We start from the raw sequence: 17,271 nt of genomic DNA on the forward strand, positions 1-17,271 counted from the left end.
CTATGGGACTCCAGTCAAAAAATAAGGTAGATCCGGCATTCAGCATGTCATCCATGACAGATATTATATTTCTGTTATTGATTTTCTTCATGTTGACTTCCTCGTTTATTACTCCGTCGGGACTTCCTGTGAATTTACCTTCCAGTGAGACCTCGGATATCGTCTTGCAGGAAGTATCGGTGACGATCACCAAAGACTTCAAATATTCCGTGAATGACCGGATTGTAGCCCGTGATCAGATCAAATCTGAACTGACTTCCTTGCTTCAGGGAAAAAAAGGTCAAGTTGTTTTGCACATTGATAAGGAAGTGCCCGTTGAATACTTAGTGGAGATTGGCGGAATAGCTGCTGGCTTGGAAGCCAACGTCTCTATCGCTACTAAACCGTACTAATCATGCAAACTTGGAACACAGACGATGTCGAAAAAGACAGTAAGCGGAAATCAGCAATCATTACGATTGTCTTGAATATCCTTTTACTTCTGGCGTTCTATTTCATTGTGGTATGGAAACAACCTATTCCACCGCTTCCTAAATTTGGCTTGGAGTTGAATCTGGGCTTCACTGAGACGGGTTCCGGAGACAGAAACAGTCCAAATGCACCTTCTGAAGTGCAAACAAAAGTGACAGAGGCCGCTGCACCCGGCGAAATCGCACCAGCTGTAACCAAACCGGCCACTCCTGCACCAAGTCCAAAAACAGAAACAGCTAAACCAAAAGCAGCTGCAAAACCAGCTGCCAATCAAGCTGTGACAACTAAGCCCTCACCCATAAAAGGAGTGGAAAAGGCTGCCGTAGAAACCAAAAAGCCGGAACCAACCAAAGCGGAGCCTACCAAGACAGTCACTGCACCTGCCAAATCCGAGGCGGAAGCTACCACCCAAAAAGCTCCGGAACAGCCAAAAATTGATCAAAGAGCAGTAATGGGTGCCGGCGGAACATCCGGCAAAGGCACCCAACCTGCATCCGGTGGAGCACAGGGAACCTCTAACGCCAAAGGGGATGAAGGCAAGCCTACAGGGACTGTCGATGGTCGAGCTGTGATGGGTGAAGGATCAGGAAAAGGCGCAAATTCCGGTGCGGGATATAGTTTGGATCTTGCCGGATGGGATTTTGCATCCAAGCCAAATATCAATGATCGGGTTTCGACTCGAAATGGAAGGATTGTGTTTAAAATCACAATTGACGATTCAGGTCGTGTAGTTCAGGCAGTTCCTTTGGAATACAACGTCTCCAATGATGTGCTTGCTTATTACCGTCAGGTGGTCAATCAGATTAATTTCAGAAAATCCGGAGGTACTTCCACAGCGGATTTTTCCACCGGTAAAATCACCTTCATCATCAAGGTAGATTAAGATTTTTTTTTGCACGCTGCTAAAAGTTGACTATTCTCATCTGAAAGGTTTGGAAGACCGATGCCGGAAGACCGAAGATTTTCAGCAATTTCCGTAAGTAGTTTTTTCCAAAGATCAGCTTAATTTGTTGGTAAAATACCTGATATTCGAAGTATAAAATGACTTACCCGGAGACGCTGGACTATCTATTTAATTCCTTGCCCATGTTTCAGCGAGTGGGCGCTTCCGCATATAAAAGTGATCTTAACAATACCCTCGCACTTTGCAAGTTTTTGGGAAATCCGGAGCGAAAATTCAACTCCATCCATATTGCTGGGACCAATGGGAAAGGAAGCACCTCACATACGCTGGCTGCTATACTTCAAGCTGCCGGATATAAAACAGGACTTTATACTTCCCCACACCTAAAATCCTTTACCGAACGAATCCGACTCAACGGAGATGAAATCGCTCAGGATGCCGTGGTTCAGTTTGTAACCGAGAACAGGGATTTTCTCGATGATTTAAAACCCAGTTTCTTTGAGATGACTGTGGGAATGGCTTTTTGGTATTTTGCGCAGCAAAAAGTGGATATCGCCGTGATCGAAGTAGGAATGGGAGGGAGACTGGACAGCACCAATGTGATTATTCCCGAGCTCAGCATCATCACCAATATTGGCTATGACCATATGCAGTTTTTGGGAAATACCCTTCCTGAGATAGCAGGCGAAAAGGCCGGAATCATCAAGCCTCAAATACCTGTGATTATCAGTCAAACGCAAGCCGATACCACTTCTGTTTTCCTCGATAAAGCGAGGCAAATGAATACTCCCATTGTTTTTGCAGATGAAAAGTTTGCAATAAAGAGCCTAAGGGAAAAGAGATCACAAGATCAAATTTTGGCTGAATTTGAAGTTTCCAGTAAAGGGAAATCGGAAATCCTTGAGTTTGGACTTTTGGGTAATTATCAGAAATATAACTTACCCGGAATACTCGAAGCCGTTGATGAACTTCGAAATCAAGGCTGGAAAATATCGGAAGAAGCGGTTAAAATAGGCTTGGCAGAAGTTGTAGTATTGACCGGACTGAAGGGGCGCTGGCAGATATTGGGAGAGAATCCGACGGTCATCGCTGACACGGGTCATAATGAACCGGGAATCCGGGAGATTTTAGCGCAGTTGAAAAATCATACCTTCACTAGGCTTTGGATGGTCATCGGGATGGTGCAGGATAAGGATATTTCCAACATCCTCAACCTACTGCCAAAAGAGGCGAACTATGTCTTTTGCAATGCCCAAATTCCGAGAGCTATGCCGGCAGACCAACTGGCGGAGATGGCTTTTTCTTTGGGACTCAAAGGAGAAATCATTCCAAATGTAAACGATGCTTTAAACTTTGCCCGAAAAAATGCCGGCTCAGATGACCTGATATTTGTTGGAGGGAGTACTTTTGTGGTCGCAGAAATCGACGAGCTTTAAATGAGTAGAAAAAAGATGGTGCGCTTCGCTGAAAACGAAGTGAATCCCAATGTAATACAGGCCGGAAAGGCAATTTTTGAAGAAATCAAAGGCCACTGGAACGACACCCAATTCCAAAACGAAAACCCGATTGTGGTTGAATTGGCCTGCGGAAGAGGAGAATTTACAGTGGGTTTAGGTCGGGAATACCGTGATCAAAATTTCATCGGAGTAGATATCAAAGGAAGCCGAATCTGGAAAGGAAGCTCCGTCGCAACTGCTGAGGGTATTACCAATGTGGCTTTTCTCAGAACTCAAATTCAGAACTTAGATCAGTTTTTTGCCCAAGGCGAGATTTCAGAACTTTGGATCACTTTTCCAGATCCTTTCCCGAGGGATGGAGATGAAAAGCGTCGATTAACATCTCCGAGATTTCTTGACATGTACAAGCCAATGATCAAATCCGGCGGAATCGTTCATTTCAAGACCGACAATACCGGGCTTTTTGAGTATTCACTCGAATTGGTCAAATCCAGAGAAGATATCGAAGTCCTTGCTTTCACTTCTGATTTTTATCAAAGTGAAATGAAAGACGACCACCATGGAATCAAAACCAAGTACGAGAAATTGTTTTCGGATAAAGGTGAAAAGATCAAATACCTGAAGTTCCGGTTTAAGACTGAATAGTGTCAATCTCTATTTTCTCCAAATAAAAGGCTTTCAGGATCTTTTCAAATAATAATTCGGAATCTACAGGTTTGGTTATGTAGTCATCCATGCCAACATTATTTGCGTGAATTTTGCTTTTTTCAGTGGTATCCGCTGTGACGGCGATGATTGGTACATTCGTGTGCCTCAGTCCACCTCGCCCGCCTCGGATGGCCTCTGTGGCTTCGTATCCGTCCATTTCCGGCATTTGGAGATCCATCAGGATTAGGGCGAAGGATTTGGAGTTTAACTTGTCCAGGGCCTCCAATCCATGTCCTGCAAAATCAAAGGTAATCCCTTCCCACTTTCTGAGGATAGATTTGATTACTAACTGGTTGACAGGATTGTCTTCCACGACCAATATCGATTTTCCTTTCAAAAGAGCTTTTGAGTTTTTTTTGATTAATTCTAAGGGTTCCTGCGGTGCTTTTTGGAAGGTAAGCCTGACCTCGACAGTGGTACCTAACCCGACTTTACTTTCAATTGACACACTTCCCTGATACAAATTCACCAAGGCTTTGACGATGCAAAGTCCCAAGCCAAATCCCCCGAATTTCCGCTTGTCATCGATTTGTTCCTGAATGAAGGATTCAAATATCCGATCCAGTTTTTCGGGCCTTATTCCAATGCCCGTATCAGAGACATTGAAGGTTAAGATTTGATTTTCTCCGTTTTCCTCAAGTTGTGTGATTTGTAATTTCACTTTTCCCGAAGGTGTAAATTTGATTGCATTATTGAGAACATTATTCAGAATCTGACGAAACCGGACAGCATCGCCGACGATTCGTTTTGGGAGTTCGACATTTTCTTCATAGATAAAAGTCAGTCCTTTGTCGCGTGCCTGCTGATAGCCGAGGGATTTGATTTCTGTCATGGACTTTTGAAGATCAAAAGGTTTCCGCTCTAAGCTAATCTCTCCTTTTTCGATTTTGGAAAAATCCAAAATATCATCAATCGAGGTCAAAAGTGAAACTGAAGAGTACTTGATCACCTCTAGATTTTCTTTGATTTTTTCGTCAGAAATTTCAGACATGATTGACTGAGAAAGTCCCAAAATCGCATTGAGCGGGGTGCGCAGTTCATGGCTCATATTGGAAAGAAAATAGGACTTGATCTCGTTGCTTTCTTCAGATCGCTGAAGGGCTAGGGTTTGCGCTTTTTCCTTTTCATTTCGCAAAAGTCGAATCCTGTTTGCCATCGACAGGGACAGAAATAGAATCTCAAGCCCGGTACCCAATTTGGCGGAATTTTCTGTGATGAAAGAGTTTGGAATTAGGTTGAAATTATTGAGAATAAATACGATAAAACCCAGAGTAAATGAGGCAATACCCAATGCAAAGAAAATATCAACAGGTTGTTTTCTGATGATACTTAATGTCACACCTATAGTACAGAGTATGATTAGTGTAAAGCCAAGTCCATTGACCAGTGGATAATACAACGGACGTCCGGGATCGTATATTAATATGCCCAATATCAGGATCAGGATTGAGATATTGACACTGTTGAAAGCAGTATTCAGTGGTTTTGAGAAGTTTTTGACTCGACTATATACCTGCGTGTACCTTCCGAATAGAACTCCCGATATCGCAGCAAAAAGCAACAGACTTCTGTCAGCAAACCAGCCGGAATCTTTAAGGAAATATTGAAAAAAATACCCATCCAATGAGGAATGAAGCAAAGCCACTGAAACCACATAAAAGACGTAGAGCATGAAACTTTTTTCCCTGATCCCAAAATAGAAAAACAAATAGGTGGTTGCAGCTAAAGCAAGCAATCCGTAAAAGATCCCAAAAACAAGTTGATCAAAATAGGTTGACTTAATCAATGAAAAATCATTATGAATGGTCAGCGGAAGACTGATAACCTCTCCATCACTGTGCAGATGCAAAAAGAATTCTGCGGAGGAGTTAGCTTCCAGTTGGATAGGAAAAAGTAACTTTCGGTGTTCTACCGGTCGATTGGCAAATGGAATCATATCTCCATTTTTGACCAGACTAATTTTTTCATCTGCATCTATGCGATAAAGATCAGCCACATCAGTAATGGGGCGGGCAGTTTCAAGAAACCACTTCTTATCCTCATTGGAGGAATTTGTCAATTTGAATCTGACCCAATAGTGATGGTTGGTAAATCCCAGGTTGGTGGTAGGGTTTGCCAAAGGTGTGAAAATGAAATTTGACTTGTTACCAAGAACTTCCTCAAGGGACACAAAATCCTCACCCAAGTCTAGTATTTCAGACTGATGATGAATTGAAAAAGGATATTTTTCAACAGAATTCACATGTTTCCCATCAGCAAGAACCACTATGGAAAGACATGCCATTGTAAGGGTGAAGTACAATTTTAGCATGTTCTGAAGGTCGGGTTTTGCTATTTACGGTGAAAGGCCCGTTTTTGGATTTACTTTACAAAATCCTGCGCTTTGTATCTGGGATTGGGATATTGGTAAAATCCCTCTCCTGATTTCTCTCCAAGTTTGCCTTGGTCAATGTAGGTTTTGAGCAAAGCAGCAAAAGCGACAGAAGCCCGATCGGGCATTTTGTGTGTCACATGCCAAGCCGTATCCAAACCTATGGAGTCTAAAATCCCAAAAGGCCCCATCGGCATGTGGAAATTAACCATCCAGGATTTGTCAATATCCTCAATAGAAGCTACTTCGCCTGTCAATAGCTTGCCTGCAGCACCGATCAAAGCCATTAGCATGGTATTGAAAATGTACCCCGGATTTTCTTTTTTCAAAATGACTGGTACCTGATTCAGCTTTCTTCCCAAATCTTCCAAAATTGGAATCAAAGCGGGATCTGTTGTCGGATGAGGCATGATGTCAACCACCCGCGAATAAAACACATCGTGAAAATGGAAGGCACAAAATCGCTCAGGTCTACCGGAATCTTCGGCAAACATGGATGCCAGCATATACGAAGTGTTGGTAGTAAAAATGGTCTTCTCAGGAGCGATTTCTCCAAACTGTTTCCAGACCTTTTTTTTGATATCGACATCTTCGGTGACGCTTTCGTTAATGAAATCCGCATCTTCTACAGCTTCTAAAGGATCAAGGGTGAATTTTATGCGGCTTAAAATATCCAAATCTTGCCCTTTGCTGATTTGACCTGATTTGTGAAGTTGATGCAATATTTTTTGCATGGTATTCAGTGAAAAATCCAGGGATTTTTGTTGAACATCATACACCCTGACATGAAAACCTGAGATTGAAGACTGCAAAGCCACCCGAGAACCGAGTGTTCCCGCGCCGAGAATGCAACTATTTTTGATACTCATTTTGCTTATATTTTTTCGGTAAGAATACTTTTTTCAGCCATTTTTCCGGCGGCCTTGACTACATGAATTAAACCTGCAAATCTTGGGTCATTGGCAAAACCCTGAGTATATCGCTTGTAGATCTGCTGTGCAATCACTCCGACTTTGAATAGCCCAAACACATAATAAAAGAGGATATTAGTGAGATCAAACGATGTACGGCTTCCGTAATACGCGATCACCTCAGCCCTTGTCATATTTCCCGACAGGTGAGTCATGTTAAACATTTTGAGAATATTCGGATCATCAGCCTGTGCCCAATAGGCCAAGGACGTCCCAAGGTCCATCAGCGGATCACCCACTGTCGCCATTTCCCAGTCCAGCACTGCTTTGATTTCAGTTTTCTGCTCAAAATCAAGCATTAGGTTGTCGTATTTATAGTCATTGTGAAGGAAGCCGATATTTTTCGTTTGTGGGATGTTAAGCTTCAGCCATTCAGCGACTTTTTCCATTTCAGGAAGTTCATTGGTTTTGGCCTTGAAGTAGCGTTCAGACCATCCCAAGACTTGTCTTTCTACATAGCCTTCAGGTTTTCCAAGATCCGATAATCCAGATTCTTTAAGTTCTAAAAGGTGAAGCTCAACGAGGCTGTCAATGGTGTTTTCAGAAAGCCTTCTGAATTCAATTTCATTTAAAGTGAAATCAGGATTTGGTTTGTTTCTTAGAATAACTCCTTCGACAAATTCCATGACCAAAAGAGGAGCTTGATCGAAGTTCTCACCCCGATAAAGTGCAAGGGGCTTTGGTGCCTTTTGGTAACCGGCTTTTTGAAGCGCTTCGAGTACATGGCATTCCCGTACCATATCATGTGCCTTGCTGATTTTATTTCCAAATGGAGCCCTTCTCATGGCAAATTTCCCTTCAGGAGTCTGGATCAGAAAAGTGAGGTTAGAAAAACCTCCGGAGATTTGAGTGATCTCCATGGCATTCGAGTCCAGTGATAGCGTTTTCAGGAGATAGGTCTTCAGTCCTGAAAAGTCGAGTGATTTATCCATCGTTTCGATAACTTTTCAGAATACTTCGTGCTAATGCAGATTTATGCACTTCATCCGGTCCGTCGTAGATTCGCGCTCCACGTTCGTGCCGATACCAAAAGGAAAGAAGTGTATCATCAGTAATGCCCAAGGCGCCATGAATCTGGATGGCGCGATCAATTACTTTCATCAGGACATCAGCTACAAAAAACTTAATAGTCGATATGTCTTCGCGGACTGCTTTGGCACCAAGCTCCTGCATTTTTTCTGCGGTATCCAAGACCATCAATCGGCTTGCTTTGATTTCTGCACGGCTTTCCGCAATCCAGTTTTGAATCGTCTGTTTTTCGGCCAATGGTTTTCCCAAATCCAATTCTCTGGAAATGGCTCGTCGGCACATTAGGTCAAATACCCGCTCGCAAATCCCAATCCAACGCATGCAATGGTGGATTCGACCCGGTCCCAGTCGTTCCTGAGCCAATGCAAATCCCGCTCCCTCACTTCCAATGAGATTAGCAGCAGGCACGATGCAGTCCTCAAATTTGATCTCGGCATGAGACATGTAATCTTCCCCGGCTTCGCCCATGATGGGGATATTCCGAATGAATCGGTATCCGGGGTTATCCAAGGGGACAATGACCATGCTGGCACGTTGGTAGGGAGAATCGGCATCCGGATTGGTCACAGCCATCACTATCGTGAAGCTTGCACCGTCTGCAGCTGTGGTAAACCATTTGTGTCCGTTGATCCGGTAATAATCACCCTCCCGTGTAGCTGTGGTACTCATATTTATCGGATTGCTGCCGGCATGCTCTGGCTCCGTCATCGCAAAGCAGCTTCGGATTTTACCTTCTTGAAGTGGCTTTAACCAGGTGTTTTTTTGAGCTTCAGTGCCAAAAAGGTGCAGCAATTCCATGTTTCCGATATCGGGTGCATTACAATTAAACACATAATGTCCAATTGGGCTTTGTCCCAGAATTTCCGATACCTGAGCAAATTGAACTAAGTTTAAGCCAAGTCCTCCTTCTTCTTTTGGGAGGTGAGGGGCAAAAAGCCCGAGATTTTTCGCCTCTTTTCTTAGCGCCTGAAGTTGGGGTAAATAAGATCGGAAAGGACCTATGACCACACTCAAATCGAGGGGGAAAAGTTCTTTTTTCACAAAAGCGCGGTAGCGCTCAAGAAGCACATTTAGCGTTTCCTGTGGGGGATTTTGGCTAGGGTTCATGGGTGGATCTTAAATAGTGAAACCTCCGTCAGCTGTGAAAACACCACCTGTGGTGTAGGAAGAAGCAGATGAGGCCAGGAAAAGTGCCATTGTTCCAATTTCATCAGGAGTTCCGGCTCTTTTGATCACTAATTGCTTGATGATCATGTTCATTATTTTTTCATTGGACCATAGCGCTTCCGAAAATTTGGTTTGGATCAAGCCAGGGCAAATTACATTTACCCTAATCTTGGCTTCACCCCATTCCTTTGCAAAGACTTTAGTCAATGAAATCAATGCCGCTTTGGAAACCGAATAAATCCCCAATCCATGCTCAGGAGAAAGGCCTCCGATTGAACTAATATTGATGACAGAGGCCCCCGATGACTTTCTTAAATAAGGGAAGCAAAGTCTACAAAGCTCAAATGCGGCTTTGACATTAACATTCATAATTTTGTCAAATGTTTCCAGACTTGTTTCATGGACGGGTCCAAAGACAGGGTTGACCGCCGCATTATTTACCAAGATGTCAATTGTCCCATATTTTTCGACAGTTTTTTCTACCAAAAGAGGAAGTTCTTCCATGTTTCCAACGTTACAGGCAATTCCGGTAGCTTCATATCCTTTGGTTTTGAGCTTATTAGCCATTTGGTCGAGCACATCTTGTTTGCGACTGCTGATGACGACCTTTGCGCCTGCAGCAGCAAAAATTTCGGCAATACAAAAGCCAATTCCTTTACTCGCACCTGTGATTAAGGCGACTTTTCCATTCAGAGAAAAAACAGTGGACAAATCCATACATTTTGGTTTATATTGACTCTTAAGATATGAAAATTTACCTGAGAGAAAGCTTTCTTTAGGCTTTCTCCTTTATTAATCTGATATAAATCATTTTTCTAATTCTCAAATGAAAGAACTAATATTTGAACAAACCGGCCAACCTCTAGAAGTACTTCAACTTAAGGAAAGTCCGATTCCAACTCCAAAGTCCTATGAAGTTTTGATTCGGGTAACCGCCAGAAATATCAATCCCTCGGATATCATGTTTGTCCGCGGAATGTACGGCATCACGCCAAAGCTGCCAAGCAGTGCTGGTTTTGAAGCGAGTGGTGTGGTGGAAAAGGGAGATGAAGCAGGTAAAGTGAAAACCGGATCTCGTGTGATGTTTACGGCAATTGGTACTTGGAGAGAGTATTTGTGCTTGCCAGCCGCGATGGTTATTCCGGTACCGGATGCTATGCCTGATGAGGTAGCCTGTCAAGCTTTTGTGAATCCAATGACTGCTTTTGCCATGGTGGAAAAGTCTGGATTAAAAGAAGGAGATTGGCTTCTGATTACTGCCGGAGCTTCAGCTTTTGGGAAGTTTGCAATTCAACTCGCAAAAGCTAGGGGAATTAAAGTTGCCGCTACTGTACGCCATGATTCTCAAAGGGAAGTACTTGATAAGCTTGGTGTAGACCTTGTCATCAACACTGAAACTGAAAAAATCCAGAAGTTGGTAACTGAAAAAACGGATGGAGGTGTTCATGTGATTTTTGATGCAGTAGGAGGGATGCTGGGAGCAAAAGCTTTGTCTTGTCTCCGCCCGAAAGGTAGAATGATGGTCTTTGGAGCTTTGGCACTGGATAATATGCCAATCAACAGTGGGCTACTGATATTTAAAGATTTGAAAATTGAAGGTTTTTGGCTTTCGAGCTGGATGGAAGAACAAAACGAAGGTGAGCGGGCTAAAGCTATTAGATCGGTATTTGGATTTTTGATGGATGACAATTCTCAAATTGACATAGCCGGAAAATTTAAGTTGGAGGATTTCCGGGATGCCCTGAAGGCATATACCGAGCCTGGGCGAAATGGAAAAATCCTGCTCATCAGTTAATTTTTCCGAGAATCTTCGGGTAAAAAAGAAGTATTGGTCATCTTTGCACTTTAAATTAAAAAGATTAGTTCATGAATTGGGAACAGCTGGACAAGCAACTCACAGAAATCGTAAGTAAAAGAAATCAACTCAGTCAGATGGATTACGCTGATGAAAGCTATGATGACTTGGAGGAGGAATTGCATGATTTGGAGGATGACTTCAATGAAGCCTATGAGGAAGTGCTTGAACCTCAATTGGAAAAGATTTATTCAAAGCTCAAATCAGACACAGATATTTTGCTGCCATCAGCATATTTGGCCAATGCCTACAAGGAAATGCTTCCTGATGCAAATGGAGTTGTGACCTATGAAGTAGCCGGAAAAGTAGGGGTTCCGATTGAGTCCGACCAATTTGATAAACTTGACGTTCGGATCGTTTTGATTCCAAACCCAACGAGATTTGTGCTTGTTATGAACGGAAAGCAGATGAAAGATCTGTGGAAAAGCAGATGATTTTAAGTATCTAGTATCAAGATGTTAGTATCAAGACTGTAGAGAAGGGATTAGAACCAAGAGCCATGAAGCAAGAGCTAAGAAATTGAAAAAATCAGTGTCTTGGCTCTTGATTTTTATTTCTTTGTAAGGCGTAAGCGGTAAAAAAAGTGAGTTGTTTGCGGCTCTAACCACTAACCACTAACGTCTTATTTTTTACTGCAATTTGCCTCTTGCTTCTTGTGTTTAAAGTCTTCCTTCTTGATACTTAAATCTAATATCCTGATACTTCAAAAAAGGCTTGTCTGAACAATCGCCGGCCGGCTGGCTTGGATTGTCCCCCTAAGCATGTCCTGCATCAATTTGATAAATCCAAGTTGCCAGGCCTCCGTGCTGATTTTGGTGTCTTTGCCTTCAAATCCGATAGGGCCACTCATTTTTTCAAACCCGATAATCATGCTCCAGATTGTGTAAAAAGCAACTTCCGGTTGCAATTCGGGTCTGATGCTTCCATCTTTGATTCCCTGGGAAACCATCTGAATTCCAAGTTTGATCGGTTCGTGATGAATTTCCAAAAGTTTGTGAAAATGGATGGAGTCTAAAATCATCGGATCGATTTCCTTTCGCAGACTCTGATCGTTGTATTTTTTCAATACATCCAGAAAATTCAAAATAGCATGGTAAAAAACCGGATGCTCTTTGGAAAAATTGATAACCTTTCCAACCAAATCTGTCAACATTTCCATCCCATTTTTACCTTTGGATCGGAGCACCTCGCGAAATTCCTCCTTAAACTGATCAAAGGCTTTTTTGGTCAATGCCATAAAAAGATCCTCTTTGTTTTTATAATAAAAATAGGTGAGACCCTTGCTGATTCCCACGCGCTTTGAAATGTCTTCCATTCGAGTGGCCTGATATCCTTTGCTTGTGAAAAGTGCTACCGCTGAATCCAGAATGAGTTTTTCTTTGTTTTTTTCGCCTGCCATAGTTGGATTTTCAAGATTTAAAAGTGCAGTACAAAGATATTAAATCAGGGTCAAATTGGAGGGTGATTTCCAGGTAATGTCAATAAAAAAGGCCTCAAAACTTTATTCTGAGGCCTTTAAGATTGGTGGTCAGGGACTTATTTTACCTCCAGTATATAGTAATTTTTCTTTCCTTTCTGAATCAGTAGGTATTTGTTTTGAAGCAGATTGAAAGTAAGTGGAGCATTTGGATCCCCAAGTTTTTCTTTGTTGATGCTTACTCCACCGCCCTGGATCATTTTGCGTGCTTCTCCTTTAGAAGGAAAGATTTGAGCCTGAGTCTTTTCTCCGAATAGATCCAGCACATTTTCCATTTCTACATATTCTGCCTTGCTAAGCTGTACCTGTGGAACCCCCTCGAAAACAGCCAAAAATGTACGCTCATCCAGGGAAGCCAAATCTTCTGTGGATGACTTTCCGAATAGGATTTCAGAGGCTTTCACTGCCATTTCATAATCTTCCCCGGAATGAACCATGGTTGTGACTTGTTTGGCGATTTCCTTTTGGAGTGTCCTCAAATGGGGTGCTTGCGCATGCTCAATTTCCAGATTATTAATGGTCTCCTGATCCAATACCGTGAAAATACGGATGTATTTGGAAGCGTCTTCGTCAGATACATTCATCCAGAATTGGTAAAAGGCATAAGGGGAAGTTTTCTCAGGATCTAACCAAACGGACCCACCTTCGGTTTTACCAAACTTGGTTCCGTCTGCTTTGGTGACCAACGGTACAGTTAAGGCATAAGCGCTTCCTCCGCCCATTCTTCGGATGAGTTCTGTCCCTGTGACGATATTGCCCCATTGATCCGAACCTCCAAGCTGAATCGAACAATTGTTATGTTTCCAAAGGTGATAGAAATCGTACCCCTGTATCAGTTGATAGGTGAATTCGGTGAAGGAAAGTCCATTTCCGTCCTCCAGACGACGCTTTACACTGTCTTTGGACATCATGTAATTGACCGTGATGTGCTTCCCAACGTCGCGGATAAACTCCAAAAATGAAAATTGGGACATCCAGTCAAAGTTGTTTACGAGCTCGGCTTTATTTGCACTTGCTCCCGAAAAGTCTAAAAACTTGGAAAGTTGGCTTTGGATGCAAGCCACATTGTGATCCAAAGTTGGCTTATCCAGGAGGTTTCTTTCGGCAGATTTGAAGGATGGATCACCGATCATTCCGGTAGCTCCACCGACCAAAGCAAAAGGCTTGTGTCCTGCCCGCTGAAAATGGAGCAAAGTCATCACGCCTACCAGGTGTCCAATATGTAGGGAATCAGCTGTAGGATCGAAGCCCAGATAGGCCGAAGTCATGCCTTTTTTCAGGTGATCTTCGATCTCCGGAGTCATGTCTTGCAACATTCCTCTCCACTTCAGCTCTTCTATAAATGAATTCATTGAAAAAGGGTCTTTAAATAAGCGTGCAAATATAGGTTCTAGGGGGGTAGTATGAAAACCAAGGAAAAGTTTCCTATGATTATAATTTGTTTTGTAAAGCACAAGCCTTTCTGCCACAAGCAGGCTTGATGTTCATCTCAAAATAAATTATGCAATCATGTTGCATTAGTATTCCATTAGTGGCGAATAGTGGCGCATATTTTTTCATTACTTTCGACCAAATCTTTTCACACCCTATGAAAAAACGACTATTCACTCTAATCCTGAGCTTTGGACTGACAGTAAGTTCCTTTGTTTTGGCCCAAACAGCACCTAACTGGCTTCGCTATCCTGCCATTTCTCGGGATGGAAGCCAAATAGCTTTTACATATATGGGAGACCTTTACCTCGTGTCAAGTGAGGGAGGTAAAGCCATCCAACTTACTTTTCATGAAGCGCATGACTTCAAGCCTGTTTGGAGTTCAGATGGAAAACAAGTCGCTTTTGCTTCTGATCGTTACGGTAATTTTGATGTGTTTATCATGAATTCCGCCGGTGGAGAGGCCACACGTCTTACTTATCACTCTACGGATGAGCTGCCATTTGACTTCAGTTCTGATGATCAAAAGGTGATTTTCGGAGCGGCACGAATGGATATTGCCTCGCATCGTCAATATCCTACTGGCTCACAGCCTGAATTATACCAAGTTTCGAAATCAGGTGGTCGGATCGATCAGATTTGGACGATTCCTGCGGAGTATGTGCAAACGAGCAAGGACGGATCAAAAATGATTTACCATGACAAAAAGGGGGGTGAAAACGAATGGAGAAAGCATCACCAATCCGGAATTGCGCGTGATATCTGGATCTATGATGCTGCCAAGAACCAACACACCATGCTTACCAAATTTTATGGTGAAGACCGGAATCCGGTATTTTCTCCGGATGAGTCCGAGATATTCTATTTAAGTGAAGCTAATGGAAGTTTTAATGTTCACAGCATGTCTCTGGCGAATCCTTCACAAGCTAAAGCCTTGACAAGCTTCTCCGGTTTTCCTGTACGATTTCTTTCGATTTCTGACAAAGGATTGATGAGTTTCAGTTATGATGGGGAGCTTTACACCTTAAGAGCAGGAGAGCAGCCCAAAAAACTGGAAGTGTCAATTGCAACTCAATCGATCTCCAATCCTGATAATTACATTGCCATCAACGGTGGAGTACGGGAAATGGCCATTTCTCCTGACGGAAAAGAAATTGCATTTATCGCGCGTGGAGAGGTGTTTGTGACTTCTGTGGATGGCGCGTTGACCAAGAGAATTACCAATACACCGGAACAGGAGCGTTTTGTTGAGTTTGCACCGGATGGTAAATCAGTCATTTATTCCTCGGAGCGAAACGGGAAGTGGCAGATTTTTCAAAGCTCTAAAGTGCGAACAGAAGAGCCTTTCTTTTTTGCAGCTACCCTGCTTAAAGAAGAGCCCCTAGTCAGTGTTGAGCAGGATGCTTATTTGCCGAAATTCTCTCCTGACGGTAAAAAGCTTGCCTTTATCGAAGGTCGTCGTAGTCTGAAGATATTGGATATTTCGAGCAAAACTTCCGTGACCCTGATGGGGCCTGATTTGCTGTTTCACATGAGCGATGGGGATCAATATTTCACTTGGAGTCCGGATAGCAAGTGGCTTCTGGCCAGCTATAGACCCACTATGACCAATTCTGAAGTGGTACTTTTGGATGCTTCCGGAAAAGAGAAAATGCGAATGTTGACCCAGAGTGGCTATTCGGATAATAATGCAAAATGGATCAATGATGGAAAGCAGATGATATGGTTTTCCAATCGAGATGGGCTGAGAAGCTATGCTACCAGTGGCCGGAATGAAAATGACGTTTATACGCTGTTTTTTGAGCAAGCGGCTTGGGATAAATTCCGATTGAATAAAGATGAGTTTGAGCTTTTGAAGGAAATCGAAAAAACTAAAAAACCAGCTGAATCAGATGACAAATCGAATAAAGCGGAGGATAAAACCGTAAAACCAATTGTTTTCAACTGGGATGGGTTTGAAGAGCGAAAGGCGAGACTGACAATTCACTCCTCTAGTATGGGCGATGCCTTGCTGTCCAAGGATGGAGAGAAGCTTTTCTATCTCGCGCGTTTTGAAAAAGGAATGAATCTCTGGAGTACAAATCTGCGGACGAAGGAAACCAAGCAGGAGATTTCGCTAGATGCCAGTTCTGGTAAATTGGAATGGGATAAGGACCAGAAAAGCTTATTCCTTTTATCGGATGGAAGCATTTCGAAAATCAACCCGGAGACAATGAAGCGAGAAACCATCAAAATTGCCGGAGAGATGACTTTCGACAAAAAAGCTGAGACTGCCCATCTTTTTGAACATGTTTGGCTTCGAACCAAGGGGATATTCTACACACCCGATATGCATGGAATCGATTGGACGGCGATCAAACCTGAATACCAAAAGTACCTTCCGCATATTGGAAACAGTTATGAATTTGCGGAGATGATCTCAGAAATGATCGGCGAATTAAATGTTTCTCATGCCGGTGCGAGGTATTCGCGCAGCGTACCGATGGAAGATGCCACGAGTGCCTTGGGTATTTTCTTTGATTATTCTCATATTGGCAACGGGGTCAAAATTACAGAAGTAATCAAAGGTGGCCCTTTGGATAAAGCTGACATACAAGTAAAAGCTGGGATGATCATTGAAAGGATCGACGGGGAACTGATCGCTGCGGATCTGGATATTGCGAAGCTGCTGAATAGAAAAGCTGATAAATTCACTTTGGTGGAAGTACTGGATCCTGCAAATAACAGTCGAAAACAATACACGGTGAAGCCAATATCGCTAGGTGCTGAAAATCAATTGCTCTACAAGCGATGGGTGAAGAAGAATCAGGAGGAAGTGGAAAAACTCAGCGGCGGGAAACTTGGCTATGTACATATTCCGGGAATGAGTGACGGTTCGTATCGAAATGTCTATGAAGACATGATGGGCAAATACTTCGAAAAAGAGGGGGTAGTAGTCGATACCCGATTCAATGGAGGAGGTGACTTAGTCGCTGATTTGGCGATGTTCTTCACGGGAGAACCATTTTTGACTTACGCTACTGCTGACAAAGTAGTGGGGGGTGAACCAACTGCAAGATGGACAAAACCCACATTGGCAATGTTCAATGAAGCGAATTACTCTGACGGGCATTGTTTTGCCTGTGGTTACACGGATTTGAAGATTGGAAAAACTGTAGGTATGCCTACACCGGGAACCTGCTCGTTTGCAGGATGGGAAAGTCTGCCTGACGGAACGCGATGGGGTGCAGTTCCTATTTCAGCCAAAAATAAAGCAGGCGAATGGCTTGAAAATAATGAAACCAAACCTGAGTTTGAAGTGAAGAATATGCCTGGAAAAATTGATAGCGGTATTGATCAGCAACTCGAAAAAGCTGTTGAGGTACTTCTTAAGGATATTCGATAGGAGAAATCAAATAAAAAAAACCGATCATTTGATCGGTTTTTTTAT

At 42.9% G+C, this 17,271-nt stretch carries 14 protein-coding genes; 7 read left to right on the forward strand and 7 right to left on the reverse strand.

Annotation, left to right across the window (positions count from 1 at the left end):
- Nucleotides 1–2: 2 nt before the first annotated feature.
- From BLQ81_RS15035 to trmB, 4 genes are all read left to right on the forward strand, one after another.
- Nucleotides 3–392, forward strand: coding sequence for an ExbD/TolR family protein (locus BLQ81_RS15035; protein WP_092731449.1), 390 nt, complete (start codon nucleotides 3–5; stop codon nucleotides 390–392).
- A 2-nt stretch (nucleotides 393–394) separates the two neighbouring features.
- Nucleotides 395–1,354, forward strand: a complete 960-nt coding sequence (locus BLQ81_RS15040) for an energy transducer TonB (RefSeq protein ID WP_092731451.1) — start codon at nucleotides 395–397, stop codon at nucleotides 1,352–1,354.
- Between the two features lie 158 nt (nucleotides 1,355–1,512).
- A complete protein-coding gene (locus BLQ81_RS15045; protein WP_092731453.1) occupies nucleotides 1,513–2,811 on the forward strand; it encodes a bifunctional folylpolyglutamate synthase/dihydrofolate synthase in 1,299 nt (432 codons plus the stop codon).
- Nucleotides 2,812–3,477 (forward strand): tRNA (guanosine(46)-N7)-methyltransferase TrmB, encoded by a 666-nt coding sequence (gene trmB, locus BLQ81_RS15050; protein ID WP_092731455.1) that lies wholly within the window; start codon nucleotides 2,812–2,814, stop codon nucleotides 3,475–3,477.
- Here trmB and BLQ81_RS15055 read toward each other — a convergent pair.
- Genes BLQ81_RS15055 through BLQ81_RS15075 form a run of 5 tightly spaced genes read right to left on the reverse strand, consistent with a single transcriptional unit; the run spans nucleotide 3,464 to nucleotide 9,795 of the window.
- A complete protein-coding gene (locus BLQ81_RS15055) occupies nucleotides 3,464–5,851 on the reverse strand; it encodes a hybrid sensor histidine kinase/response regulator (protein ID WP_245693276.1) in 2,388 nt (795 codons plus the stop codon). The two genes, trmB and BLQ81_RS15055, sit on opposite strands and share 14 nt — an antisense overlap.
- A gap of 50 nt (nucleotides 5,852–5,901) precedes the next feature.
- Nucleotides 5,902–6,780: a 3-hydroxyacyl-CoA dehydrogenase gene (locus BLQ81_RS15060; protein ID WP_092731457.1), complete on the reverse strand. Its 879-nt coding sequence runs from the start codon at nucleotides 6,778–6,780 to the stop codon at nucleotides 5,902–5,904.
- A 5-nt stretch (nucleotides 6,781–6,785) separates the two neighbouring features.
- Entirely contained in the window at nucleotides 6,786–7,814 is a 1,029-nt protein-coding gene (locus tag BLQ81_RS15065; protein WP_092731460.1) for a phosphotransferase family protein, read from the reverse strand.
- The gene (locus BLQ81_RS15070) at nucleotides 7,807–9,018 is read right to left on the reverse strand and encodes an acyl-CoA dehydrogenase family protein (RefSeq protein ID WP_092731463.1); all 1,212 of its coding nucleotides are present in this window, start codon (nucleotides 9,016–9,018) and stop codon (nucleotides 7,807–7,809) included. Before BLQ81_RS15070 ends, BLQ81_RS15065 begins: the two co-directional genes overlap by 8 nt.
- A 9-nt stretch (nucleotides 9,019–9,027) precedes the next feature.
- The gene (locus BLQ81_RS15075) at nucleotides 9,028–9,795 is read right to left on the reverse strand and encodes an SDR family NAD(P)-dependent oxidoreductase (protein ID WP_092731466.1); all 768 of its coding nucleotides are present in this window, start codon (nucleotides 9,793–9,795) and stop codon (nucleotides 9,028–9,030) included.
- A gap of 109 nt (nucleotides 9,796–9,904) precedes the next feature.
- On the opposite strand from BLQ81_RS15075, the gene BLQ81_RS15080 reads away from it, so the two are divergent.
- Nucleotides 9,905–10,873, forward strand: coding sequence for a zinc-dependent alcohol dehydrogenase family protein (locus BLQ81_RS15080; RefSeq protein WP_092731469.1), 969 nt, complete (start codon nucleotides 9,905–9,907; stop codon nucleotides 10,871–10,873).
- Nucleotides 10,874–10,944: 71 nt separating this feature from the next.
- Nucleotides 10,945–11,367, forward strand: a complete 423-nt coding sequence (locus BLQ81_RS15085; protein WP_092731472.1) for a hypothetical protein — start codon at nucleotides 10,945–10,947, stop codon at nucleotides 11,365–11,367.
- Between the two features lie 269 nt (nucleotides 11,368–11,636).
- On the opposite strand, the gene BLQ81_RS15090 is transcribed toward BLQ81_RS15085, so the two are convergent.
- Together BLQ81_RS15090 and tyrS are read right to left on the reverse strand one after the other, a co-directional pair.
- Complete coding sequence (locus tag BLQ81_RS15090) at nucleotides 11,637–12,332, reverse strand: TetR/AcrR family transcriptional regulator (protein ID WP_092731474.1); 696 nt, start codon at nucleotides 12,330–12,332, stop codon at nucleotides 11,637–11,639.
- Between the two features lie 137 nt (nucleotides 12,333–12,469).
- Nucleotides 12,470–13,762, reverse strand: coding sequence for a tyrosine--tRNA ligase (gene tyrS / locus BLQ81_RS15095; protein WP_092731477.1), 1,293 nt, complete (start codon nucleotides 13,760–13,762; stop codon nucleotides 12,470–12,472).
- 236 nt (nucleotides 13,763–13,998) lie between these two features.
- Here tyrS and BLQ81_RS15100 point away from each other — a divergent pair, with 236 nt between their 5' ends.
- Complete coding sequence (locus BLQ81_RS15100; RefSeq protein WP_092731480.1) at nucleotides 13,999–17,226, forward strand: S41 family peptidase; 3,228 nt, start codon at nucleotides 13,999–14,001, stop codon at nucleotides 17,224–17,226.
- Nucleotides 17,227–17,271 lie beyond the last annotated feature (45 nt).

The organism is Algoriphagus alkaliphilus (assembly GCF_900103735.1).
GTDB lineage: Bacteria > Bacteroidota > Bacteroidia > Cytophagales > Cyclobacteriaceae > Algoriphagus > Algoriphagus alkaliphilus.